Source organism: Planctobacterium sp. R6, assembly GCF_055755215.1.
On the sequence record NZ_JBVTQY010000030.1, the window covers coordinates 18,256 to 42,549 of the forward strand.

Sequence of the window (24,294 nt, forward strand, 5' to 3'; positions counted from 1 at the left end):
TGATTATTCCGGTTAGCGTCTTTGTGCCTGCTTAGGATCCAGTTCTAATCCCATGACTTCAAAGATGTTGAGTTGTCCCTGATACTGAATAAATAATTCCTGGTACAGCTCTGCGGTGTTCATTTGTCCCCATTCAATGGCTTTGTAAACCAGGTATGGAACAGGGCTGTGGGGATCGTCATGAGACAAATATTCTGCAGCTTCTGCCAGTTTGGCATAAGCTTCCTGACGATTGCGGATCGGTCCTCGACCAGACCCAGCGCTCATCATATCCGGAGACATATTGTTATCTTCGGATTCATCTTCATCAGAGGCCTGAGCGGCTTCCAGCCCGCGGTGTTTTACATGGCTATAAAGTGTGTCGTGAATATCTTCCAGCAAAGAGGTTAAGCCGGACAACGAAGGAGCATGTCGACCACACAAATCATCCAACGAGGCAGAAAACTGCTCCAGTGCCAGAATACCCAGTTTTAAATTGGTAAATACTTCTTTGTAAAACTCAATGGGGGTGGCGATGATAGAACTAACAATGGTCTGAGTTTGCAGTAAATCGTTTTGTAACTTTTTGCGCGTTTCTGCAGGCAGTTGTTCATGTTGAGCCGATAATTCCCAGTCAGACCAACTGTAATAGGCATCACCACGCGTCGCCGTAATGGACAACTGTTTAACAGTTGGCAATAACTTTTGATTGATCCAAATAATGAGGTTTGTTCGGTACTCCAGATCGTCGTCTTCGATTTCCGGGTACAAGGAGTCCCAGAAGGTTTCGCATAACTGCTGAATAAAGTAGATAATCGGACCGATGGCGGAAAAACCCCATTTATTGATTTGCGCCTCTAACAACCAAATGGCAATTTGCAAATCTTTACTTCGGGTTTCCAGTGTTTCTAATGCCAGGCGGCTCACCTCATCCCAATCGGCGGCTTTTAAATCATGTTCCCATTGCCCCATCGGCACCGAGGCATCGTCTGCGGTACGTGCGGATTTCAGCGACGCGTAAATACTGTGATGTTTTAGATATTCACCTGAAGGGTTGTCACCTGCAATAGGTTGCAACAGGGCATCTACAGGTACACCACACATTTGTCCGAATCTTTCTTGTAAAATACTATTGTGATCGGTACTCATCAGTTGCTTCCTTTTAACACTTGCGGTGCAAATTCTGGGAAATGCTCAGGAATGCTAAGCGCTATTTTTTGTTTGGATTCTGGATCTACACCATAAACGGTGAACCTGGCAAAAGCGCGCATGACATTAGGCTGAGGTGCCGGGTGTTGGCCCGATTTGGCTGACACACTGGCTTCAAATTTTAACAGTCTGGATTCTGCCACTAATGATTCGCTGTCGATTTCATTGGCTTTATAGGTATTAATAAAGCTCAATAAGCCCCAGATATCGTCAATCCGGTAATTGAGTTCGCCCTGACCACTGTTGCGTCCATCTATGGCAAAGCCGCGATAAGGGGACTGAGTCGCCCACTTTAATGACATCATGACCGGATCGTTGGGAGTCCAGAAAACCATAGTGCTGGTGCCAGGGAAACTGCTTTGATATGCCCCGGAAGCAAATGTCCAGGAAGACAGGTGTTCGGTGAACTGGGCATATTCATCCATCACGTTAAATTCAACTTCAATCTCGATACCAGATGAATCTTTGCCGGAAGCCAAAAGGATATTCTCGAACAGCAGCGCGGTGGCATCAAGTTCTTTGATAAAGTCTTGTGCGGCTTTATAGGCTTTGTCTTTCCAGGCCAATACTGCCATACGCTGTACCAGTCCATTGGCCAACGGCGAATATTGCTCCAGAAATTCCCGCATCACTTTTGGCGATACATTGCGCGCTTTGGCTTTGCGGGTAAAGGGGGCTTTATCCGCTAACAGCTCTGTAAACAACGCTGATATCTGGGCATATTCTTTTTTAATTTGGTCAGCCTTAAAGCTGTTGCAATGTTGAATGGCCCGGTTGATGATGTTTTTGTGGCCTAATGAGAAGGCATCGCTACCTTCCGGTACGACCATTTCAGCCGTTGTCGCAAAGCAATTGGACTGATCCACAACTGCTAATTGATTGCTCATGAACTGGTTTAATTGTTCCAGGCTATTTGAAGGATCTTTATTTTGTTGTTTATTTAGTTCAATCAGGGTGTTCTGCCATTTGCCAAACAATTCGTAATTAACATATTTACCTTTGGTGTTTAGCAGAAATACCACCAGCGGCTCTGCATATTCAAAGGCTATATTGTTGGCTCGCTCGGCCTGAGCCGAAAGATAATCTTGCAATTGACCATCGCCATTAATGCCAAACAAAACGGCGTTGTATTGGTGGGCGCTCCATTTGGGTTTCTGCAAGGGAGTAAATATTCGATTGTCGCGATAAAGCTTATCAACCCGCTCTAACAGCTTAAAAGCGTGATCCTGACTGAGTTTTAACAACCAGGCGTGACTTTCTTCAAATTCCAGTTTTTGGTAGGCCAGTAACAACGCCAAAATCGAATCCATGGATTTCCTGAAGTTGCCAACAGCGGCAGACAAATAGGCCTCCTGCTGGCTCACCGGTCGCAAAGACTCAGGACGGAACTCGGCGACTTCTTCTATCTGGGCCTGCAATACATGCCGGTTCATGGCAAACTGCAGCTGTTTCAGTGCAATACCTTGCGCAAAATAGGCCTGATTGTCTCGTACTTTTTTATTGGGAAGCCAAACACTTTGGTATTCGGTATTGGCAAACTGAACGTATTCGTCGTACAACTCAAGTGCGCGATTGAGCTGTTCGGTGGACCAGAAAAAGTCCTCGCCGCGATCTACATAATCGCTGCCAGCGACGACATCCATATAGCTCAACGCGTTGGTTTTTTCTACGGAAGCAAACAGTGCTTCGGCATTTTGGTTTAGGGTCATTGGATAGTCTGTATTGGCATAAATTTTCATATACAAACTTTGATTGTCGTTGTCCATGACTTGCGAAACTGCACTCTGACAGCTTTCTAAAAATTGTTTCGCTGCGCTTCGGTCCTGTCCGAAGTTATCACTGAGTGACAGCAAGGAATCATGGACTAACATGCATTCATTAGGGGAGGCATGAGAGGTAAGCCAATAGTTTTTAAGATGCGACAACCACTGATTGTACTGCTTTAAACTCTGGGCAAATTCAGGGATCTTGTTATACCAGCTAATGACTGTCGGCAAACTTTGCAACTGGGCGCTTAACTCAAAAAAGTCTTTTGGCGCCACGACTTCACGGGCAATTATGGCGATTTCCTGGTTCGCCAGCGCCATGATTTTGCTCCATTGCTCGGGGGTTTCTAAGGGTTTAATATCGCAAAAGGTATTAAATCCTATGTCATTGTTTTTGTTTGATATAGCCCGTATGTAGAGGGATGAGTGCTCGTAAAAACTATCGGGAAGTTTAGTGTCATACAGGTAGCCAACAATGTCAGTAATTTTTCGTTCGGTGTCCAGTGACGATTGATGATCATTGGTAATTAAATCACTGAGTTCGTCATATCGCGCATAGCCGACAGACAATTCATTCAGCCAGTTGGAAAAGTCCACAGACGAGCCAAGGTTTTGGATATTGTTGAGTTTGTCCTGAATTTTAGATTGCATTTTGCACTGAAAAGCAGGAAATACCACTTCGCCAAAAACATGCGACGAAAAGTAATCCATAATGCGGTCGTTAAAGGAGTTGTGCCAGGACAAAGGCATACTCAGGTAATTAATTTCACTGGCGTCCATGGAACCTATATGGTCCAGAACCCGGTTGACGTGGGTAAGGCCAGTTACTTCTTCAATTTTGGGCTCATTTTCGATTGCCCGCACTAATCCGGTGGTTTGTGCGTTTAACGCCATGGTGTCCATGACTAATAAGGTGGTCAGCGCGCCAAACGTGATAATGGATGTATATTGATAGGCGCGCAATCGACTATTACTGGACAGCAGCTTGTTTTGAGGAGGGAAGGCCAGTCGGTTTTCTGCAAAGATCTTTTGTTCAAAAAGCTCCTGCAGGCAAATAAACTGTTTTTCAGTATCACCGGTATCGGCATTTCGCTGGGTATTTTGCCCGGTAAAATAGACACCGCGAAACATCAGCGGCATTTGTAATGCAGTACTGCCAAAAAGTTCATTACAGACAATCGTTAATGGCGCTTCAGTTGAATCCAGACTGTTGGCTAACAACAAAGCTTCAGTGGGTTTGTTTTTATCTAAAGCCTTATCGTGACTGATAATCGACATCTGTGCGCTGCGTATCTGATGCGATACTGCGGATATGGCTTCGGTGATCCAACTACTTTGGTAAGGTTGTGAATCATTGTACGGGTTAGCCCAACCAAACTGTTGATTGATATAGCGCTTAACCCGATCCTGAGACCAAAACGCATCAAACCCCTGCAGTTTTTCAGCCCCGGTGACGACCAGGTAAACGGGCAGAATAAAACCGACTTTTTGCTGGGTCTGCCAGACAGATTGATAAATCTCTGTTGCCCAGTTCTCCAACTCCAGCTTATCTAATTCAACAAACTTGCTGATGGGCAGTGTAATGATCACACCATCCAATGGGCGTTCCGGGCGGAACTGCTTTAATTCCGAGACAATTTGTGCGGTATTTTCATGGTGTACCACACACCCTTGCTGGAACAAGTACCAACTGTCGCTATCGTCTTTTTTCTGCAATAAGCGCTGCTCTTTCTTACCTAAAACGGACTCCAGTTCGCTCAACATGGCGCGATCCGGCGTGGTATCACCACCGCTAATCATCAGGTAGGTAGGGAGTTTATAGCGTTTTTCGTGACCGCCACTGAGTAGTTGTACAGCATTTACCAGGCCCCCAACAACGTTTACCTTGGGCTTTGCGACCTGGCCTTCTTTGCGCTCTTCAACGGCATCGTCCGCTTTTTTCTTTAGGCGAAATAAATCGTCTCTTGAAAAGCTGATACGATTGAACCCACGAGGCAAAAAGGGAATGACAATCTTAATCTGTTTACCACTGGCAAGTATGATTAGGAACACAACAACAATAAGTAATATCAGTAACCAGATGAGGTTGTAGTCACCAAAGAACCCATCCAGTTTATTGAACATGCGCTTTAATTCATTTAAGTTCATGTTATTGATTACTCATCGTAATTACTGAGCTAAGTTCCTGACTTAAATCCATTGTCAGCACTCCCCAGATACCGGCGCCCAATGCCAGATAAATTATAAAGGCGAACAACGTAACCCGATGCCATTTCGACAAGGGTGCCAGTCGCGCGGCTTTGTCGTTGTTTCTGTTGTGTAAATAGGGCTGGTGAAACAGGTGTTTATGGGAAAGATCGACGCTGTTAAAGTCGGATATTTCTACCAGGGCATTCATCAGGTGTTCCAGCCGGGCCGTGTTATTGATCAGTTTGCCGCGAAATCCCTGCCAAAATACAGAGAGATAGATGTAGGCTAATTGTTTTAACTGCGGTGACAGGGTTTTGCCGGTGGCATCCGATTCAATCAGCTCCTCGACACGTTGCACCAGTTTGTGGCCCGCATTGCGACTTGAATACAAGGTTTTCTCTAATAACAGGCCCAACCAGTCAGTTTGGTGTGGCCAGGCAACCATTCTCAGCAATTGGTCATCAATCAAGGCTACCAGCGCATATTGCGCCTGAACATAAATGATATATTGCCCTGATGAGGCGATAGTTTTTATCCGTTGCTCTTGCTCCGACAGGTACTCGGTGATTTCCCGGTGAACATAGCGCGGAACGTCTTTGATTTCTTTGCCTTCGCGATCTGACAGGCTGGTAGCTTCTTTAAAGTGTGCTTCAACATCAACACGCAACTGATTCCAGTACGCAAGGCTTTCCTCAAAGGCCCTGAGTATCAGTTGGTTTTGTTTAATTGATGCCGGTGACATGCTCATCTAGTTTTCCATTAACCCGATTTTCGCGGGATGAACCAGTTAATTACCGTAGGCTGGTGATCCGCAAGGGATTGGTCCGAGCCGCTGATCATCAATCTATGTTTAGGCGCGATAAATTCGCGATCCACTTTAATTTCAATAAAGAGTTCTTCATCTCCGGCTAACAGTTTAAGGTTTTTAAACTCTTTCACTGGTGTGCGGTCTGCGCCCAGGGTGCGCGATAACAACAGTAATTCCCAGTTGTTGTCGGTAGCAATCATGGCGTTGTCTAACCACTGTTTTAACTTGTCAGGGCTTGAGCCTGTGGCCTGTTTCAGTGACAGGTAAAAAATACCGTCCTCAGGTAATTGATCAATAGACACGGAGTATTCGTGGTCTTCATTGATTTCAAATGGAATACAGGTGAAGTCCAGCCTGATACTTTCGGTAATGTCTTTGATAAAGCTAAACAAGGCTTTAAAAGTACCGTCAATGTCATTGTGACGATATTCAGAGAATGACGGGGGCAGCAAATCAGGGTGAATGATGGCCATGTTGCCCGCTAAATTAACCAGGGCTAAATAAAGCTGTTGCGGATGTGTCATTTGACTATTTAGCAAAACTTCAACACCCGGCAGACAAGAGGTCAGGTAATGAATACGCTGTTTTTGTACCGCACTGACAATACTGTTCTGACCTTGTGTGTCAGTAAAGAAGTTGCGTAGCCCGGTAGCCTTTGTTCTGAGGTCACCTAACAGTGCTTCAATATCTTTGCCAATCTTCACCTGGTAGGGCGCATCGACTTTGGGAACATAAAGAACCGGCGGAGTGTAGTTTAAAATCTGAAAACTACCGTCGTAGGTTTTTTCCATCTTAAGAATCGGAAATGACCTAAAATTAGGGGATAACTGTGAATCCACTAAAAGTATTAAGCGGGTTCTCAAACGCACCAGATCGATTTTGTTCTGGATATCGTTCTGGTCAATCACTTTGCCTTCATTAACGCTGTCGTAGCGTTTTAACTCGCTATCCACATCACTGGCGCAACCGTCGCTCAATGCCGGGATTGCAAGGTGCACAAAAAACGGTTTTTGCGGTTCAATTTCCGGGATCTCTGATAACTGAATAGACAGTTGTTTTAACCCTTCGGATTCCATGGCTTGCTGTTGCGAAAGAGCGTGTTTCACCACAGTACCATCAGGCATAACGGCGTGAACTTTATTGACGATCAACTGATCGAACGTCACCGCGTCCTGGTCAATTTCTAATTCACATACCCCCCAATAAAAAGGGTTAGTGCGTTGCAACTGATGGAACATGGCCTGTTCCAGATAGATATTGTTCTGCTGAAAGTGTTGTGGGGAAAGTAACATTCCCTCAAACCACTGCACAGGATCCGGCATTACAGATATGTTTTTCATTATTATTTATCCCCTGTAGAGCCGCCAGGTGCTGATGAAACCATGGTCATTTGCGCTTCGTCAAAAACTAACCACGGGGTCGCCACTTCTGTGAGGACTGCTTTGGCATTGGGATTATTTGGGTAAAAAGCGAATGCGAAAACGCCTTTTGCTAAATCGCTTCGCTCGGAAAACTGGTTCAGCAACTCGCTGTAACCTGGCACTATTTGCCTTTGGATAACATCCATATTAACGCCGTAACTGGCTATATAGCCTTGTTTCTCTTTAAACCATTGGTCAGAAGACGTGCTGGTGAGCAGGGTGACCAGGTTTTCATCATAAGCAAAAATGATATCTACAGACACCGCATACTTCATTGCAGAGCCTGTATTCACTTTGAGTCCAACACTTTCTACCTGATTGCCACTGTACCAGGGCATATACTCATTAACCACCTGAACTGTAGAGCAGGCGGTGACAAACTGAATAAGTACAGTAGCAAAGATTAGTTGTTTCAAGTTAGCACCATGACCTTCACCTGGCTTGGTGATAAATTTAACCCCGGAATGTTGGACAGTAACCCGTTTTGACCGCTTAAGTCCAGCATTCTGGTACAGGGCATACATTGAAAAAACGTCTTGAAACTACCCAGTAAATTGCGCTTCGAACCAATAAACTGGTTGGAAACTACACCGCCCATCGGCGCTGACACTTCATTACCACTACTGATTGCAGTTGTGGTGGCCAAATTATGTACCGGCATTGCGGTAATAAAATGATTATAAATGGTCGGGATCGCCAACGTCGAAAAAGCAAAATTTGGCAAAGGAATAGGCACAGGCCCAACCGGTGTGACTATTTTGCACACGTCGGGAAATCCAAGGCTCAGAGCAAACATTTGAGTTTTACAAAACATTATTTACCCCATATTAATCCTGTCAGCATCCATCTTGATGTCTTTTTCAGCCGTGATAAGTTGTTGTGCAGCATGACTTTTTAACAATTTTTCGGCATGGAAATCAAGGTATTCCGACCTATTTATTAGCTGTTTTGTGCATTGCACCAGGGTACCCTGTACCATTTGGTAGATAGAACGTGCACATTCGTTCAATTTCCCTAAGGCAACATTGAGGTTGATTTCCTTGATAGCATTCATTTTTATGGAATCAGATGCATTTACTGTGAGACTGGTGGTGTTGACCTTAATACTGGCATTGTTTGGCAAAGATAATTCTCTTTCTTGATGCTTTTCACCACTTAAAACGCTGATAATCCATCCGTGATTCTGGCTGTCTTTCCAGTATAAAACGGTGTCGCCAACACAAGGGCTAATCAGGCAGCTCAGTGCTTGCTGGGTTTCAATGTGACCATTTATCAAAAAATGACCGGATTCAGAAATTGAACTCACCTGGCCTGCAAACATCGGCCGTTCGAATGTGCTTTCCAATGTAATATCGTTTTTAATTTGTGTACCCATATCAGGCTGCTGCCTCCGAGTTGGCCTGTAATTTGTCCGTCATTCTTAGCATTTTTTTAATATTTTTCTTCCAAAGCGTATTATCTTCTTGCAATTTATGCCAGTTCGCAGCGGTAAAATCACAATTCTTCACAGTACTGTCGACCAAATTGGCATGGGACCAGTCACTCATACTAAGTTTTAGGTCGATAAATTCGCAACTGTTCCACTGCGAGGCCATCCACAGGCTTTTGTCTGCGGTACATTGAGAGTATTGGCTGTGCTTTGCGAACACTTCACTAAAATTACTTTCGCTGATCTCACATTGACCAAAATGTACCTGATTAAATTGCGCTTTGATAAACAGGGTTTGCTGTAAATTACATTGCGAAAACTGGCAATGGTTAAAGTGGCAGTCAATAAAATTATTTGTTTGCCATTGTGCTTCGGTGATTGTGCAGTGGTTGAATACACTTTCATTAAATGAGCAGGCCTGCCAAACCAGCTTATGCCATTGCTTATTGTTAAACTGACACTTCAAAAACAAGCCCCTTTGAACCTGGCATTGCTCTATGGCAATGGTGTCAAAGTTGCTCTCATTTAACACAAAATTATTCATCTCTGAATCAGCAAACGTCACGGCGGTGCAGTCTACCTGCATAAAGGCGCTGTCCAGCCATTGTCCGTGGCTAAAAGTACATTCTTCCAGTTGTCCCTGAGTCATGGCACAGCGCTGTACGACACATTCACTAAAGGCAATAGCGCGACTTTCACAGGCGGCCCAGGAAGACTCGAGTAAATGGCAGTGCTTAAATTCCACCTGTTGCAATGTCGACGCGTGCCAGGTGCAGGTGGTAAAGCGAGCTTTTTCAAAGGTGCAATTTATGAATTGGCAGTTTAAAAAGGTGCATTGCTCGAATTGCGTTGCGTTAAAAACCTGGTCCTCAAATATCACTTCCTGAAAGGTTGCCATAGGCAGTGTTAATCCGTTGAAATTAACGCCTGCAATTTCGTCCTGAGTAATAAGGCGGTTTAAGCGCGCCAGTTTAAGCAGCTTTTCTGTCGGCATTGCGCCACCTCCTGATAGTCAGAGGATCGAGGTTTTCAGCCGCTTTGAAGTTGCTGTCGAATACCAGAGCCGTAAGGGCATCAGCCCGGTAAAAGTTAGCGCCTTTTAGCTGACATGATTCTAACAGCGTTGTTCTTAACAAGGCGGTATAGAAATTAGCGGCTGTCAGGTTGCAATCAACAAAGCGTGATTCGGACAAAATGGATTGAATAAACTGAGCTTTTACAAAGTTTCCCCGATGAAAATCCGAATCCCCCAAATCGCATTGATTAAATGCGGCTTGCGGAGCGTGCCAGTCGCGAGCATCGACGCGTCTGAATCCCGACTGCTTTGCTTTGGCACCCGCAAAACAGGCTCCGGATAACTTTCCGTCGCCACTAAACTGACATTTTTCCAGTTCAGCTTCGGCAAAGTTAGTTACGCTAAAATCAGAATCCAAAAAGGCACAACGAAGCAATTTCACCTGACAAAATTGATTTAACTGAAAATCAGTATTCATGGCCACAAACATTTCCGCCGTAATATGCGAGAAATCGGAATCACGGCAGTTGCTGTTTACAATGCTTACTTTGGTAAATTGAGCAGCGTTGAAACTGCTGCGTTTCAGGTGGGATTCAAAGATCACGCTGAGGCGCATATCGGCAGCGTCGAACCGGGCATTTTCCAGGTTCATCTTCATTAACAGGGCATTGCTCAGATTGGCCTGGGTAAACGACGGGTTTATGCCTACGGTGCTGCTGAGGTTAGCCTCATGCAGGTTGGCCTTGGTGAACCGGGTATGGCTAATCTTACACCCTAACAGGGCGGTTTTGTGCAGATTTGCGGCCGATAAATTACTGCTCTCCAGATTGCAATTTTCCAGGTTTGCCTGGCTTAAATCAAATCCTTGTAAATTTAAATGAGACAGATCGGCACCTGACCAGTTTCTTGCCGCAAGGGATTCGCCATTATTCATTGCCTGGATAAATATGGCGCGTTTTTCCTGTGCGTATTCATCTTCTGGCCAGTCAGAGATGGGCGTCATACTGTATTGCTGCGCTTTAAATTGTTGCTCCTGCAGCATTTTCAGTTGCTCTTCATCCAGGTCCAGGCTTTTATCTTTTGACAATGATTGCATTTCCTCAATTTTGTCAGAAAGGTTTCCTTTTTCATTTATGGCTTTTACCTGGGCCGGATCCAATTGTTTGAGTTGCTTTTCGCGCAGTTTTTCAGCGTCGGCCAGTTGCGCTTCCATCTCATTTTGCTGCTTTTCGGCAGCCTTTTTTTGCGCCTCGAATTCTTTAAACAGTGGTGCCGAACTAAAAGAACCACGTTTAATGGCGGCTTTGGGAATAAGCACTTTGGGTTTTTCCAGTTCCGGGGCTTCAAATCCGGGCGGTAACATACCGCCATTGGCTTCTTTTGCTTCTTCGATAAATTGTGCTTGTTGTTCCTGTTGCAGCGCTTCAGCCTCGGCTAGTTCCTCGTCGTATTCATTTTGTTCTGCCGCTAATTGCTCAGGTGTTTTAAGTGGCGACAGCGGAGCTTCATCGGAAATGGCTTCAAGCGCAGTTTCAGGGTTGACTCTCAGGGCGAGGGCTTGTTGATAGTGTTCAATTGTTCTGGGTTCGTCTTTCAGCGCTTCAAAGGCCAGCAAATTTGCCTCAATATCCCTGGCATCTAATTGTTGTACTTCAAGCTGGCCGTGCCATATCAGGGCGCCAACATTGATATCAGGGAATAACCACACGGTATCCAGGTTGAGTGGTACTTCCTTAAAGTTGTTTTCGGTGTCGTTAGTTTGAATGAAGCTTCTGGGGTATACACCCGGTAGTTTTCCTTCAAAAACAGGCTGATTTTGCACCAGATTCGACAGAGTATAGGCTTCATCACCACGCAGGTAAGTATTCAGTTGTTGATCTTTACGCGCCGCCTGGAATAACCGGAAGTCAGTATCCGGTGCCAGATTCGGAAAATGATTTTCCAGCCAGTCTTTGGTTTTATAATTGCCATTGTATTGACTGCGCTGGGAGTGATTGATTGTCAGGCTGCCAAATCCCGCCGGTGGGTACTTCTTGCCGATACGCGTAACGCTGATATCGTCGTCTTCAATGCCGGGCGCGGCGGTGATTTTATCCTGACAGACGTAGCCTGTGCCTAAGGGGTTGTCCTGATAACCTTCACCCCCGTAGGCATTTTGTTCGTTAATACACACTGATTCCCAGGGGGCAGACTTACTTAATTTGTAGCCCAGTAGCCCTTTGTGCCAATAACGTTCACCGTGAATTTTCAGGCGCTTTTCTTTGTTGGCGAATTTTATTCCCGCTGCTATGGGCTTCGCGCTTTCTGGGTCAGTATTCCATGCGCTGCCAGCCAGCATGAATTCGGCTGTGGGTTTAGGCATTACCATGTCTAATATCTGCGTGCCCAATTGCTCCTGAACCAAAGGCCATTGCAGGTTTTCAGTGCATATTTTATACGGGTTGTGCGGATCGGCTTCGCCAGGTTGGGTGCCCAATTCAAAAAAGATTACCGGCGCGGAGACAAAATAGTGCCGAAACTTAAAACTATAAGCTTTGTGCAGTAGTCCGACTTTTTGGGGTTTAATCACTCTCATCGTCGTTATAACACCAGTTTCGCTGCGCTAAGAATCTCCAGAATGGCACCTTCAATAGATAACGTTGAACGGTTATCTATGGTAAGTGTTGCCCCTCCACCGGTGATATTGAGATCAGTTGAGCTGCCGGTGAGATTTAACGAAGAGCTTTCTCCGGTAAGATTCAATGAAGCACTGCTACCTGTTAAGTTCAGGCTGCTGCTGGACCCGGTTAAATTCAAACTGCTGCTTGAGCCGGTGAGCCCAAGACTACTTGATGAGCCCGTTAATGATAAGTTACTGCTGCTTCCGGTCAGTGAAAGTTGCGAACTGGCGCCGGTCAGTGAAAGGTTGTCAGACACACCTGTTAGCGATAAACCACTTTGCATACTCGTAAGATTCAGGCTGGAGGAGATACTTGTCAAATTCATCGAAGTGGACATGCTCACGATACCGACGCTATTGGACATATCCGTGACAGAAACATTATTTGACATTGTGGTAATGCCGACACCATTCGCCATATCAGTACTGGAAATACTGTTGCTCATGGTGGTTGTACTCATACTGTTGCTGGTACCAACCGTACTGGTACTATTTGAGGTGCCGACTGAGCTGACGCTATTTGAGGTACCCACTGTGCTGACGCTGGTAGAAGTGCCAACGGTACTGGTACTGTCAGTTGTGTCGATAGTGGAAACGCTTACGGAGCCCCCGGTTTGGGTGGATTCACTGTAACTCCCCCCTGTTTGGGTGGAGTAACTCTCTTGTTTACCAATGTGCAAGTTTTTACTGTAGGTATTGCCATAAATTGATGAATCACTGTAATTGACATAACTCATCATATCGCCAGGATTATCACCGGCATCCGGACCGTTACCCATACGGGAAATGGAATGACTGCGTTCAGTTACCGAAAAACCGTAAGAGCTGCTTTCTGAATAGTTAACACTGTTGTAATTGCCACTCTTGCGGTGTTTTTCCACAATGGTTCTGGCTTTGCTGAGTGGGGTGGTAATATTGGCGCCAAAGCTGATGCTGGTGTTGTCGCCGTAACTGGTGCTGTAGTTATTGCCAACATTGGTGGAGCAGGTAAAATCCTCGGGCATAATAACTTTATTGCCCTTGTTCTGCATGATTTGCGTTACTTCCGGGATTTCATTGTTGTCCTGGGAGCGTGACACGGTAACCCAGGCACCGGTTTCCGGTATGGTTTGCATGTGCTCTGCCAGTTTAACCCAGTGAACCGAATCAGGATCATCGACAAAGGTGACATAAATGCCACGACAGTTAAATTTTTGCTGCCCGTTGTCGTCAAACTGAAAGTCTTTTTTATCGTAGGCAAAACCGTCTTTTTCCAGGTATTTTGCCGAGCTTCCTTCGTAATCAGTTTGTCCGCTATTGTCTACCACCAGCGCTAAGATACTGCCCTGGTTCTCATGCGGTGCGGAAAACGGCGAAGCTAAGCCATTGGCATCCATGGCCTGAAAAGAATTGGAGTAATCACCGGCGGCGCTGCCCTGGTGTTGCACCTGGGTGACGACAAATTCCAGGCCATCCAGAGTAGGGCAGATAGGCATGGAGCCATCATCATCGTACTTTTCTTTAACCACAAACTTGTGGCCCGCTTTTAGTTCCGGGCAGGTAGATGAACCGGAAAAGTCAAACCGCGAAGCCACCAGACGGTTCATATGGTTATCGGTTACCGTATTGATTTCTTTTTCAGAAGCGCCGTATTGAACCATGTTGAGAAACTCCATATTCAGTTTCTCTTTTTTATTGGTTTTATTAATGAACACCGGTGTGGCCATCGCGGTATTTTGTGACTCCCAGGTCGCTTCTTTTTGTGCTAAAACCGTTGTAATACCGGATGTCGTCAGATTCTGTTTATAATTAAATTGCGTAATATAGTCGTCTCTTTCCCGAGTTTGCTGATGGGTATAGCTCAGGTACAACTCTTTTAAATCATGGGTTTCTTCAACATTACCATCACTGTTGACCTTTCGGGCGTAGATCCCGGTGTAGTAGGGTTGATCGGTGATAATCATCTTATGATTCTTATCACTGTGCTCGAAATAGTAGAATAAACTGACTTTTTGCATTAGTCGGTTCAGAAAATCTAAATCTGTTTCGCCTGCCTGTAACCAGTCCTGTTTTCTGTAACCCGCTAATCCGCGAACCACTCTTGAGGGTTTCTTTTCCAGTTCATCTTTATTGAAGTCGATGCTGTTCTCGCTCAATATCTCAATGATCACTTCCAGAATGGTTTTTTGAGAAAAAAGCCGGTAGTTGTTTTGCAATGACAATTTGAAGACGGCCGGTTTCAGACTGGCGGAATAAACTCCGCGTTCAGCCATGGAAAAATTAGTGATAATACCGTTGAAATAAACCACCGGACGCGCTTCAGGGTACTCGCCTTCGAACACATCTTTTTCTGTTTCCGGCGCTCCCAGACGTATGCAGGCTTTGGCACCAAGAATTTTTTGGAAATCCAGGGTTTGGGAGGTGGCGCCACCTTCGCTTAGTAAGGTGCCATATTTGCCGGCCAGTTCTTTACCCCAGGGCTTATTGATACCGGAAGAAAAGAAGGTATTTGCTCGTAAGTTGAGATTGAAATCGAACATTTGCGATAACGATTCCTGACCGGAAAAGTTCTGTAAGCGCAAAGTCTGGTCATCAATGATGGTGCCGTCATCCAGCTCCAGGTAAAAATCCAGGCTACAGCGGGGGGATGGAGGCGTGTCTGAGCGACTGGTGCCGGGATAGTCAGTGTAACCGACTTTTTCAGCGATTTGCGTTGTATTGGTGCCGGTATTATACCTCATGCTACAGCACCCCAAAATTGATTTTTGAGTGTTGGCGTTACGGTAAATTTAGGTAAATTAAGGGTTTTTCCGGTGACATGATCGGATTTTAACCAACTGGATTGCCCCAGGAACATCGACGACTGGCCGCTCAGTTGTGATTTGGGTAAATATTCCCAGTCTAACTTCAGACGGACATCGATTTCGTAGCGCCCGTCGGTCAGGTAGGCCAACATGGATTTAAGTACTTCATGTAAATTTCCACGTGGCATCAGTTGTCGGCACTGGTCGATATTTTTAAGTTCCAGCAATAATCCGATTTTTGCCTGATTATCCCAGTGTTTCTTACCCAGTCCGACACCGGAGCCCAATACCGCTTTTTCACTTCCCAATCGGGTCTGCCACTCTTCGGGCAGCTTGCGCCAACCGCCTTTGCAGGGATCGATCTCAACGTTGCAGTCAAACATGCACTCGATAATTTGTTTTAACGAAGAATAGTTTTGTCTGTTACCGATTAACAGGGCGGAAAATGTCAGCAGTTTTTCCTGGGTGATCGGCAGGCGTTGAAACAAGTCAAAAGTCGCCAGTCCAGTCAGTGATTCCAGGATATTAAACAATTCACTGTTAATGCTGATGTCGTTAAACAGCATCGGATCAAGGCGTTTTTTAGTATCGTAAAGCAGGTGCAGTAGACGATTGTTAAACAGATCCAAGAAGGCTTCCGGACCGCGATTGCCTTTGGATTTTTGCTCTAACAGTAAATCATTGTAAACGTCTGGAAGAGGGCCTTGCTGTCCAGTCAATGCGTAGCCATTGACTTTTACTTCGGTTACTTTGTGATCGGAATACAAATTGGCGATGAAATTCGGCATAAATGCCTGTTCATTGACGGCTTTGAAGCGAATTTGTGGGATACCTTCTTCTTCGCGCACGACACACTCAAGCACGCGAATGGCTTGATAAAAGTTAAACTCTTCAGCCTGACCCTGTAACAGATCTAAGCTAGATATTTGTGACCGCTCAGGGGTTTCCACTGATACACCTTCTTGTTACCGACCATCAGTTCCAGCCGGACAAATGAGTTGATATGGGCGAACAGCGCCAGGAATTGGTTCAGAACAGAGCCAAACAAAATCATGCTGCTGCCCTCAAATTTTCTGCCGTACAAAGTGAGTTTAAAATTGACGCCGTGGTAATAGCCGCGCCAACCGCTTTTTTGCACCGGAAACATATCGTTTTCTGCGGTGAAGTTTTCGATACTCTCAATCTGACGCTGTGCGACGTTATTATCTTTGCCGGCATACATGGTCAAAATCGACGTTAATGAATCTTGTGCCAGCTTAGGATCGGTCAATGATACATAATACAACGACAGATGGGATAGCACTTTCCACATATGCTCCGAATTGGCTTTTTGCGAGCGATACCGGGTAGGGCGTGTCAGCAAGCGAGCGGTTTTAATTGGCGAAGAGCCAATAACGGTGAACTCCTGACCGATATTAAACAATTCGCTCCAGGTACGGTTGCAACACAGGGTTTCTGCATACAGGGTTTCGCCAATGGGGATGTCCCGCACAAACGCTTCGCTAAACACCGAAAGCCAGGTTTCGGTTCCCGGTGTTTTAGTTTTGTGACTGGCTTCGGTTTGCGCCATCCAGCGAAAGTCCGAATCTTTGTGATCGCTTTTCACAATAGAGAAGTACGGCTGAAGCTCTTTTGACTCACCGCGCCGGTTCATCGAGAAGACTTTGTCTACGCGATAAATCTCCTGGCAATCGTAGTTTTCCCGGCTGGGGAACAACTTGTAACGATAGTCTTTGTGAGTCAGCGGCAAAGGCTCAGTGGTTTTTTTGAACAGGTTGACGACCGGAATACAATTCAGTTTCAGACTGTTTCTGGTGAGTGTAATATTCTTTGGAATGGGTTCATCAAACACTAACATCAGACGCAACGACTGATTAAACTGCACCCGTTCCATGCCGTTGATTTCGAAAAACAGGAACTTTTCCGGGAAGTGAAAATAGTCAAATAACAGCGAATAACCCAGGTCCTGTTGATTGGTGCAGGGCATGGTGCGCTCGTCATCTTCGTAACCACAGAATTTAAGGTTCTCCTTGCTCAGGGTTGCCACCCGTTCACCATTAGCGTCGTAAACAACGGCTCCAACAAACCCTTTCGCAAGGAGATTATAAAACTGATATTTGGCGGTATCGTCCAGATTGATAAAAAAGCGAAGTGGACATTTCATTAACAGTCCATCAGCTGCGGCTTCTGGTGACGACAGCAGATTAATGTCGATAATTGATTGTCCGGTTTTAAAGTGGTTCCGCACATAATCTTCCTGATTGATGGGGAACTTAGTGATTGAATTGACTTTCAGGGGCCAAAGATCAACCGGATGACAGGAAGAAAAGCGACACTGATTTAAGCGTGCTGTGGCCTCCGTCTTGCCAGTCACATTAATTGGTTCGAATTGACGTTGACCTTTAAATTGATAGCCATTGTCAAAATCTGCTGAAAACCCGTCAACGTCACACTCCATGATGGCCATTGAAGGGATAGAAGAAACTAATTGCGGATAAAGCTGCTGCAGCAGAATAGCCGGAAGCTGTTTGGTTTCTGCTTCCATATTCTGGCGCAGACGACTGGTCATCCAGGCAAATGACTGCAACAGTAATTCAATATGGGGGTCGCGAGATTTGCCTTGATTCAGAGCCAGCTCGTCGGCGATCGCTGGATAGTCACGTGCAAATTCCAGTGCGTCACTGCGCAATTCAGCGAGTTCAGATTTAAAGTAATCTGTTAACTGGTCCCTTGAGTGACTCATTACTTAACTCCGGCGACGCTCAGGGTATGACTAAAGTCTTCTCTTACATCCGCTACTTTAATTTGACCTGATACCGCTATTCTTTTTGGACTTAACGGATTTCTGTTGCCTGTAAGGCTAACTTTGGGATTGATAATACGTGGTTCGTAATTTTTAACCATTTCAAGCACTTGCTCCATTAACAGGGTACTGTCTTGATTGTTGGCTGCATAGTCTACCGGATTATCAATGCCAAAGTTAAGTATCGATTTTTCCCCTTTGTGGCCTTTTTGGATGCCATCAAACCAGGAGCGACCCGATACTAAACGTTGGAGCTCCTCTCTGATCGACTCCCGCAAGATTCTCATTTTGCCAAAGGTATCCTCTGGCATTTTGAGATCTGGCTGACAAAGCCGATCAAAGAGAAAGCGACGCATTACATTGGTCCTCTGTTACGCGCCACGCTCCAGCTGTATACGAAGCTACCGGTGATCTGAGCCTGACTATCCTGATGCGAAGTCGTCCACTCGATATCGGTAAAGTTAAGCGTAATTTGCTCAGTAGCCATGTCATTGGGATGTGACTGGGCTTCTACAGAGCTAATCATGCAGTTGTACAGCTTCACGGTCATGATGTTACCGATGATTGAGTTGCCGTCTCCATCCATATTTGCGTTGCGGCAAAGAAAGATTTGAGTTGGCTCCGAACCATCATCAATCGGTGCTGCAGATAGACAGTATTTGTATAAAAGCGGCGACGTTTTATCCAGATACTTCACTGCAGTAATATCATTTAAGTTAGGACGACCTGAGGTACGCGCTGCGTTACTCACATCGGTGGTCATCTGCTGTTTCATGCCAAAGTGCATGGATACCAGCTCGATACAACCCGACAGATCATCACCTGCGTCTACCAGCTCACCATCAATTAAGCTGGCGCCAGCAAGGTCTTCCAAACCCGGTTTCAATAATACTAAATCCATAACGATTTCCTCTTAACTAGTTATCAGGAAGGAAGATCTGCCACTAGTCGAATCGACGTGGATAGTTCTTCTAACTGAAAATGGGGTTTCAGGAATACTGTAGCTCTGTAGGCGCCTGGTTTTCCTGGTACATCAGTAACATCAATACGTGCTTCACGCAGTGGATACTTAGCCTTGATGTGTTGAGGCGGCGTATCATCCAGAAGTACATATTGCGCGATCCAGGTATTCAGATAGTTCTCAACGTTTTGACGCGTCATGAAGCTACCAATCTTTTCACGCATGATGACTTTGATGTAGTGAGCAAATCGAGATGCAGACATTACGTATGGCAGCATGGATGAGATGCGCGCATTCGCAGTTGCTGAATCTGTCAGGTACATTTTCGGCTTGTTGGTACTTTGACCACCGAAGAATGCAGCCTTGTTAGTGCCTTTACAGTGGCATATAGCCATGAAACCAAGGTCGTTTAGCTCTTTTTCACGACGGTCTGTAATAGCGACCTGAGTCGGGCAGTTAAGCTCAATATCACCGCTTTCAGTTTCGAATGTGTAAGCCGGCAAACCTTCTACCAGACCACCACCTTCAACACCGCGGATAGCTGCTGTCCAACCGTGCAACGAGAACGCGTTAGTAATACGTTGACCTAAGATATATGCAGGGTTACTCCATAAGATCTTACGCGCGTCTACTTGTTTAAGCGTTTTCTCCGTCGCGTTGCCTTCTTCATCAGTGTCAACCAGTGTGACGGCGACATCTTCATCGAAGTAGATACCTTCAACCGGGTTGTTTTCGTGATGGTAAGGTAAACGCATCATTACTTTCGGTAATGTCAGCGTTACATAGCGCGAATCTTCACTTTCGCGGAATGAACGCCACTGGATTAACTCTGCACTTTCAAACAGCTTGCTTAAGTCGCGAGGTTTGTAAAGGTTAGAGAAATCATCCATGTCGAACAATTTCGCGTAGGCTGACGCTATGAAGGGTGCGTGAGCTGCGGCAGCAACACCTGAAATCATTTCCAGGAATTTGATATCGCGTGCTGTACGACCGAATTCGAAATCACCTAACAGAACACTGTAGGGTTCGCCACCGAAAGTACCGTATTCTTCTTCATAAATGATTTTGAATAGTGCACTTTGGTCAAACTCAACCGCTTTATCCAGGTCTTTGAACAGATCCTCATAAGATACGTTCAATAAACGGATTTTCAGCTTATTGTTGGTTTCTGTATTCATTACCAGGAAGTGTAAACCTCTCCAGCTGCCTTCCAGCGTCTGGAAGTCATCGTGGTGAATAATCAGGTTTAATTGCTTGCTGATAGTGACGTCTTTTTCCGCAATACGATGAGTTAACATACCACCATGGTTGTAGTCCGGATTGTCACCTTTGGGGATCAAATCGTCTTTTACCATGATTTGCTCAACGTATTCAGCAATCAGCTCTATCGCATAGGGCTTTTGCGAATCTTCCAGAATCATCTGGCCTTCGCTAAGCATTCTGGCGATGGCTTTGCCGTCTTCCAGTTCTGCAGCGTACGCTTCAAGGATTGCGGCCTCATAAGCAGCCTGGTCCAGTTTACGTGCAGCGCGTTCAGTTCGAGCCGTTTCTACCGCCTCTTTTGCGCCTGCTACTGCAGCTTTAATGGCGTCACCTTGCTCTGCGTCTGATAACAGCTCAGACAGGATGCTGTTTAAGCCATCGTTGCCATCCAGCTTGGCGGTAAAGTCACGAAGGCGACTGCGCTCAAGGTAGATTGCATTTAATTTAGGGACTCGCTGAACAACCACAACAGGATCAAAGTCATCGATGTGCATAAAGGGCACATTGACAGACAGTTCGCCTGATTCGTCAGGAAGTGTGTTTGGTACGCTGAATTTGACACGAGGTTCAATTGAATCAAGTACCTTGTTGAAGTTATCGCGATCAATCTGAACCATTTTACGATCCCGTAATGGGGGTAAAACTTTATCAGATTTAGCAGAAAGAGGAGCAATAACACCCACGATGAATGGGATCTCCTTTTTCTCCAACGCGCCGCCCGTTTCTACGTCATAGGTAATTTGTACCCGAGGTGGGCGAACCCTGCTTAGTTTATGTTGTATGCTATTCGACATTCGACTAGCCTCCGTTGATAAAAATTAAGCGTTAATTCGTAGCTACTTAATGTAGTGCCTCTCGAACATAGATAACGCGCCCTCCATAAACTCTCTTATGTAGTTCTCCTTCGACAACTAACATTTCAAGAGCTTCCATAACCAGATCCCTGGCGTTGTTCATGCTTTGTTTGGTTATCCACCAACTCGCAATGCCTTCAACAGTATCTCCAGCATGCGGATTGCCTCGGAAGTATTCCCTGATGTCCTTGGCAATGCTTTCTACTTTGACCGGTTGTGATGCCATTTTGTAATCCACTTGTTTCGTTAAAATAGGACTTGTCCGCAGAAACTAAGCGCATTATCCGTGCCAACTTAAAAAACTTTTTAAGTTGTTGATATATATGGATATTTGAAATGTGCAGTTTTTCTCTGTAGGGGTTATTTGCCCTGGCAAAAATTAACCAATTCAGCGCCAGGTAAAGGAGGGTATGTGCTGGAAGGTTTTTAGGGCGAAACAGACCTACGTGGCACAATGGCCCTATACAAAAAAACAGGGGTATGTTTAATAAATGACCGGTTATGCGTAATCGTTGCACAAAGAGCGTAACTCTGGTGACGGTACAACCGGGCGGATTCTGATATTTCCGCACGGATTAGCTGGGCATGGCTTAGCCAGGCAGAATTGTTTGAGTGAACTTTAGGATGATTGGGCAATGTATGGTTTGCTGTGGCGATTGGACCCCAATGAGCACTGAATGGTTTATCCGTTCGGCCTTTAATCAGGTGCGGCCATTCAGGCGTTGGTGATAAAGATCATTTCGCATTGTTAGGCAACAGCATTAAGGGGTAGTTAAGCTGCCTCAGAGGCCACTGTCAGGGCAAGAAGTCAGGGTAAGAACAGTGAGTGTATGGTAGAGAGAGCAAACAACAAAAAAGGCGCAAACAGGATGTTATGCGCCTTCATATAAGCTTGTTTTAGTTCAGGTAGAGAATTGGGTTCTTTCCAGGCCGTGTTTTTCCATCAGCCGACAAAAGGAGCGTCGTTCCTTTTTAGCTATTCTTGCTGCTTTGGAAATATTGCCTTCTGTTTTGACTAAAATACGGGTGAGGTAGTCCCGTTCAAACTGCACGATCAGTTCTTCCTTTGCTGCCTGAAACCCGTCAAAAGCCTCCAAATCACCGTTGATGCGATTAATTACATCGTTATCCGTTGTATTCGATCCGGTTAACAAGCTGGTGTCGGAAATAATAAAGCCTTCGGTTAAGTACCAGGCTCGTTTTATGAAGTTTTCCAGCTCCCGAACGTTACCATCCCAGTTCCATGCCTGCATTGCTGTAATCATATTGGCAGACAGTACTTTAATTTGATTGTTGCATTGCAGGCTCTGGGTTGAAAGAAAATGTTGAGCCAGTATCTGAATGTCTTCGCCACGTTTTTTCAATGGCGGAAGCGGGATTTGCAATACATCCAGGCGATACATCAAATCTTCCCGGAAGTCTTTTGCCTTAATCAGCTCCTTCATTTCTTTGTTAGAAGCAGCAATGATGCGCACATCAACGATTTTTACATCGCTTCCACCTACCGGGCGTACTTCGCTGTCCTGCAGGAAGCGAAGTAATGCCACCTGAGCTTTTGGGGAAAGACTATCCACTTCATCGAGGAATACCGTTCCCCGATTGGCCACTTCTAAAAGACCGGTTTTGCTTTTCTGGGCGCCGGTAAACGCGCCTTTTTCGTGACCAAATAGTTCACTTAAAATCAGATCATCAGTAAAGGCACCGCAGTTGATTGGCACAAAGGCTTCATTAGCACGATCACTCATATAGTGTACTGCTCTGGCGGTAAGCTCTTTACCGGTACCGGTTTGCCCTTTAATAAAAACATTGGTATTTGCGCAGGACACTTTTTTAATCAGTTTGACAGCCTTTAAAAAACTTGGCGAACGGCCATAGAAGTTCAGGCGTAAAAAGGTATCGTCCAGTTCTTTAGGGTAAAAATGCTGTCGTTGCAAAATACGCTGTTCAGCGTACTTAAGGTTATCAATGAGTTGACCACCGCCGGCCTGCCAAAACAATGTATTGTCACTGAGATATGGCGGCAATATTTGAGGTTTTTGCTCGGTAATAAGGTACAGGATTTGCTCATTAGTGCCATGATATTTGCGAATATCAAGGGACTTAATCGCTTCCCATTGATTAACTAACACCAACCAGATTATGGGGTAGGTGGTATCGACTTCTTCATGACTGATGGTTTCATAGGGGCGGGTGACTATTTGCCCCGAGCCTAAAAGTTCTGCCACTGCGTAACTGGTGTATTCGTCTGTAAACGAAACTAATCTTATTTGTGTGTCCCTGATTATCATAACGACGCTAATAGTTATGTTTAGAACATTATAAGTAGATGATTATGTTATTGTTTGCAACATAGATGAGGCAAAAATTCACCAAAATTCATAATTTCCTTAAAATCGGATTAAATGTGATGGGAATAAATCTACATTGATTAAAAAACACTCACCAATATAATTTTGTTTTAAAAACATTAAGTTAATGGTTCAGTCAGTCGGGTTATTAAGCAATTTTTGATAAATTTCCAGAACTTTGGTGGGTTCAGCACGCAATGTATAGTCTTCTTCTATGAATCGAAAATGAATTTTGTAATTTTGGTCAATTACGAAGGTGGCAGGTACCGGAAGTCTGAAATTTTGTTCTTTATTGCGTTGTTCAAGATCGATTTCCCAGCGTTTTAGCAACTCAATCATTTCTGCATCCAGTTCCCATATCAACCCCAGATCTTGTGCAAACGCCAAACCCTCATCATATAAAATGGGAAACGTGATATTATTGTCTTGTTTGGCCTGCAACGTATACTCAGGTAATTCAGGCGTGATAGCTACCAGGTTAATTGTGTCATTGGCGTTGTCGCAATAGTTTTGCCAGGCCTGCATTTCAAGCATGCAATAGGGACACCAACCACCGCGGATAAAAGTAATTATCAATGGCCTGTCGTTAACTAAATGGTCGCTACTTAAAGGGATATCATATAAGGTCTTTAACTGGAACTTTGGCATAATACTGCCCACAGGAAGACAGGTAGCGCACACCGAGTGGGACTGAAATAAAGACAAGCTGCGGTTGATGGTTTCCAGTATTTCCGCAGGTGTAGAGGCATCAAACGTGCTTTTAAATTGTCTCAGTGTATCCGTTAAATCTGCCATGGTTTAAAACT

18 protein-coding genes are annotated in these 24,294 nt (G+C 45.1%); all 18 read right to left on the bottom strand.

The genetic code is table 11. From position 1 onward, the window contains the following. Positions 1 to 12 precede the first annotated feature (12 nt). The 18 genes from tssA to AC0J20_RS16995 all read right to left on the bottom strand — a co-directional run bounded on the left by tssA (position 13) and on the right by AC0J20_RS16995 (position 24,283). The gene (gene tssA / locus AC0J20_RS16910) at positions 13 to 1,128 is read right to left on the bottom strand and encodes a type VI secretion system protein TssA (protein ID WP_229527260.1); all 1,116 of its coding nucleotides are present in this window, start codon (positions 1,126 to 1,128) and stop codon (positions 13 to 15) included. After that, entirely contained in the window at positions 1,128 to 5,102 is a 3,975-nt protein-coding gene (locus AC0J20_RS16915; RefSeq protein WP_473022625.1) for a type VI secretion system protein, read from the bottom strand. Before AC0J20_RS16915 ends, tssA begins: the two co-directional genes overlap by 1 nt. 1 nt (position 5,103) lies before the next feature. Next, positions 5,104 to 5,892, bottom strand: a complete 789-nt coding sequence (locus AC0J20_RS16920; protein WP_473022626.1) for a DotU family type IV/VI secretion system protein — start codon at positions 5,890 to 5,892, stop codon at positions 5,104 to 5,106. 11 nt (positions 5,893 to 5,903) lie between these two features. Beyond that, positions 5,904 to 7,292: a type VI secretion system baseplate subunit TssK gene (gene tssK / locus AC0J20_RS16925; protein ID WP_473022627.1), complete on the bottom strand. Its 1,389-nt coding sequence runs from the start codon at positions 7,290 to 7,292 to the stop codon at positions 5,904 to 5,906. Positions 7,293 to 7,294: 2 nt separating this feature from the next. Continuing rightward, positions 7,295 to 7,789 carry a hypothetical protein gene (locus AC0J20_RS16930; protein ID WP_473022628.1) on the bottom strand — a complete coding sequence of 165 codons (495 nt, stop codon included), beginning with the start codon at positions 7,787 to 7,789 and terminating at the stop codon, positions 7,295 to 7,297. After that, positions 7,786 to 8,187, bottom strand: coding sequence for a DUF4150 domain-containing protein (locus AC0J20_RS16935; protein ID WP_229527265.1), 402 nt, complete (start codon positions 8,185 to 8,187; stop codon positions 7,786 to 7,788). Before AC0J20_RS16935 ends, AC0J20_RS16930 begins: the two co-directional genes overlap by 4 nt. Before the next feature lie 3 nt (positions 8,188 to 8,190). After that, positions 8,191 to 8,748 (bottom strand): DUF3540 domain-containing protein, encoded by a 558-nt coding sequence (locus AC0J20_RS16940; RefSeq protein ID WP_229527266.1) that lies wholly within the window; start codon positions 8,746 to 8,748, stop codon positions 8,191 to 8,193. A 1-nt stretch (position 8,749) separates the two neighbouring features. Next, positions 8,750 to 9,796 (bottom strand): pentapeptide repeat-containing protein, encoded by a 1,047-nt coding sequence (locus AC0J20_RS16945; protein ID WP_473022629.1) that lies wholly within the window; start codon positions 9,794 to 9,796, stop codon positions 8,750 to 8,752. Beyond that, complete coding sequence (locus tag AC0J20_RS16950) at positions 9,774 to 12,392, bottom strand: DUF2169 domain-containing protein (protein ID WP_473022630.1); 2,619 nt, start codon at positions 12,390 to 12,392, stop codon at positions 9,774 to 9,776. The genes AC0J20_RS16945 and AC0J20_RS16950 overlap by 23 nt, the downstream gene beginning before the upstream one ends. 5 nt (positions 12,393 to 12,397) lie before the next feature. Continuing rightward, positions 12,398 to 15,196, bottom strand: a complete 2,799-nt coding sequence (locus AC0J20_RS16955) for a contractile injection system protein, VgrG/Pvc8 family (protein ID WP_229527269.1) — start codon at positions 15,194 to 15,196, stop codon at positions 12,398 to 12,400. Beyond that, positions 15,193 to 16,209, bottom strand: coding sequence for a type VI secretion system baseplate subunit TssG (gene tssG, locus AC0J20_RS16960; RefSeq protein ID WP_473022631.1), 1,017 nt, complete (start codon positions 16,207 to 16,209; stop codon positions 15,193 to 15,195). Before tssG ends, AC0J20_RS16955 begins: the two co-directional genes overlap by 4 nt. Further along, entirely contained in the window at positions 16,173 to 18,002 is a 1,830-nt protein-coding gene (gene tssF / locus AC0J20_RS16965; RefSeq protein WP_229527271.1) for a type VI secretion system baseplate subunit TssF, read from the bottom strand. Before tssF ends, tssG begins: the two co-directional genes overlap by 37 nt. After that, on the bottom strand, positions 18,002 to 18,418 hold the full coding sequence (locus AC0J20_RS16970) for a GPW/gp25 family protein (RefSeq protein ID WP_229527272.1): 417 nt from the start codon (positions 18,416 to 18,418) through the stop codon (positions 18,002 to 18,004). Before AC0J20_RS16970 ends, tssF begins: the two co-directional genes overlap by 1 nt. Next, entirely contained in the window at positions 18,418 to 18,963 is a 546-nt protein-coding gene (locus AC0J20_RS16975) for an Hcp family type VI secretion system effector (protein WP_229527273.1), read from the bottom strand. Before AC0J20_RS16975 ends, AC0J20_RS16970 begins: the two co-directional genes overlap by 1 nt. Before the next feature lie 23 nt (positions 18,964 to 18,986). Beyond that, positions 18,987 to 21,080 (bottom strand): type VI secretion system contractile sheath large subunit, encoded by a 2,094-nt coding sequence (gene tssC / locus AC0J20_RS16980; RefSeq protein ID WP_473022632.1) that lies wholly within the window; start codon positions 21,078 to 21,080, stop codon positions 18,987 to 18,989. Positions 21,081 to 21,126: 46 nt separating this feature from the next. After that, a complete protein-coding gene (locus tag AC0J20_RS16985) occupies positions 21,127 to 21,366 on the bottom strand; it encodes a hypothetical protein (protein ID WP_229527275.1) in 240 nt (79 codons plus the stop codon). A 676-nt stretch (positions 21,367 to 22,042) separates the two neighbouring features. Continuing rightward, positions 22,043 to 23,365 carry a sigma 54-interacting transcriptional regulator gene (locus AC0J20_RS16990; protein WP_473022633.1) on the bottom strand — a complete coding sequence of 441 codons (1,323 nt, stop codon included), beginning with the start codon at positions 23,363 to 23,365 and terminating at the stop codon, positions 22,043 to 22,045. 255 nt (positions 23,366 to 23,620) lie between these two features. Continuing rightward, entirely contained in the window at positions 23,621 to 24,283 is a 663-nt protein-coding gene (locus AC0J20_RS16995; protein WP_229527277.1) for a peroxiredoxin-like family protein, read from the bottom strand. Between the last annotated feature and the right edge of the window lie 11 nt (positions 24,284 to 24,294).

What these genes read in the sequence shown, in the direction of transcription:
- tssA (WP_229527260.1), bottom strand. Translation starts at nt 1,128, where the DNA reads ATGAGTACCGATCACAATAGTATTTTACAAGAAAGATTCGGACAAATG.
- AC0J20_RS16915 (WP_473022625.1), bottom strand. Translation starts at nt 5,102, where the DNA reads ATGAACTTAAATGAATTAAAGCGCATGTTCAATAAACTGGATGGGTTC.
- AC0J20_RS16920 (WP_473022626.1), bottom strand. Translation starts at nt 5,892, where the DNA reads ATGAGCATGTCACCGGCATCAATTAAACAAAACCAACTGATACTCAGG.
- tssK (WP_473022627.1), bottom strand. Translation starts at nt 7,292, where the DNA reads ATGAAAAACATATCTGTAATGCCGGATCCTGTGCAGTGGTTTGAGGGA.
- AC0J20_RS16935 (WP_229527265.1), bottom strand. Translation starts at nt 8,187, where the DNA reads ATGTTTTGTAAAACTCAAATGTTTGCTCTGAGCCTTGGATTTCCCGAC.
- AC0J20_RS16940 (WP_229527266.1), bottom strand. Translation starts at nt 8,748, where the DNA reads ATGGGTACACAAATTAAAAACGATATTACATTGGAAAGCACATTCGAA.
- AC0J20_RS16945 (WP_473022629.1), bottom strand. Translation starts at nt 9,796, where the DNA reads ATGCCGACAGAAAAGCTGCTTAAACTGGCGCGCTTAAACCGCCTTATT.
- AC0J20_RS16950 (WP_473022630.1), bottom strand. Translation starts at nt 12,392, where the DNA reads ATGAGAGTGATTAAACCCCAAAAAGTCGGACTACTGCACAAAGCTTAT.
- AC0J20_RS16955 (WP_229527269.1), bottom strand. Translation starts at nt 15,196, where the DNA reads ATGAGGTATAATACCGGCACCAATACAACGCAAATCGCTGAAAAAGTC.
- tssF (WP_229527271.1), bottom strand. Translation starts at nt 18,002, where the DNA reads ATGAGTCACTCAAGGGACCAGTTAACAGATTACTTTAAATCTGAACTC.
- AC0J20_RS16970 (WP_229527272.1), bottom strand. Translation starts at nt 18,418, where the DNA reads ATGCGTCGCTTTCTCTTTGATCGGCTTTGTCAGCCAGATCTCAAAATG.
- AC0J20_RS16975 (WP_229527273.1), bottom strand. Translation starts at nt 18,963, where the DNA reads ATGGATTTAGTATTATTGAAACCGGGTTTGGAAGACCTTGCTGGCGCC.
- tssC (WP_473022632.1), bottom strand. Translation starts at nt 21,080, where the DNA reads ATGTCGAATAGCATACAACATAAACTAAGCAGGGTTCGCCCACCTCGG.
- AC0J20_RS16985 (WP_229527275.1), bottom strand. Translation starts at nt 21,366, where the DNA reads ATGGCATCACAACCGGTCAAAGTAGAAAGCATTGCCAAGGACATCAGG.
- AC0J20_RS16995 (WP_229527277.1), bottom strand. Translation starts at nt 24,283, where the DNA reads ATGGCAGATTTAACGGATACACTGAGACAATTTAAAAGCACGTTTGAT.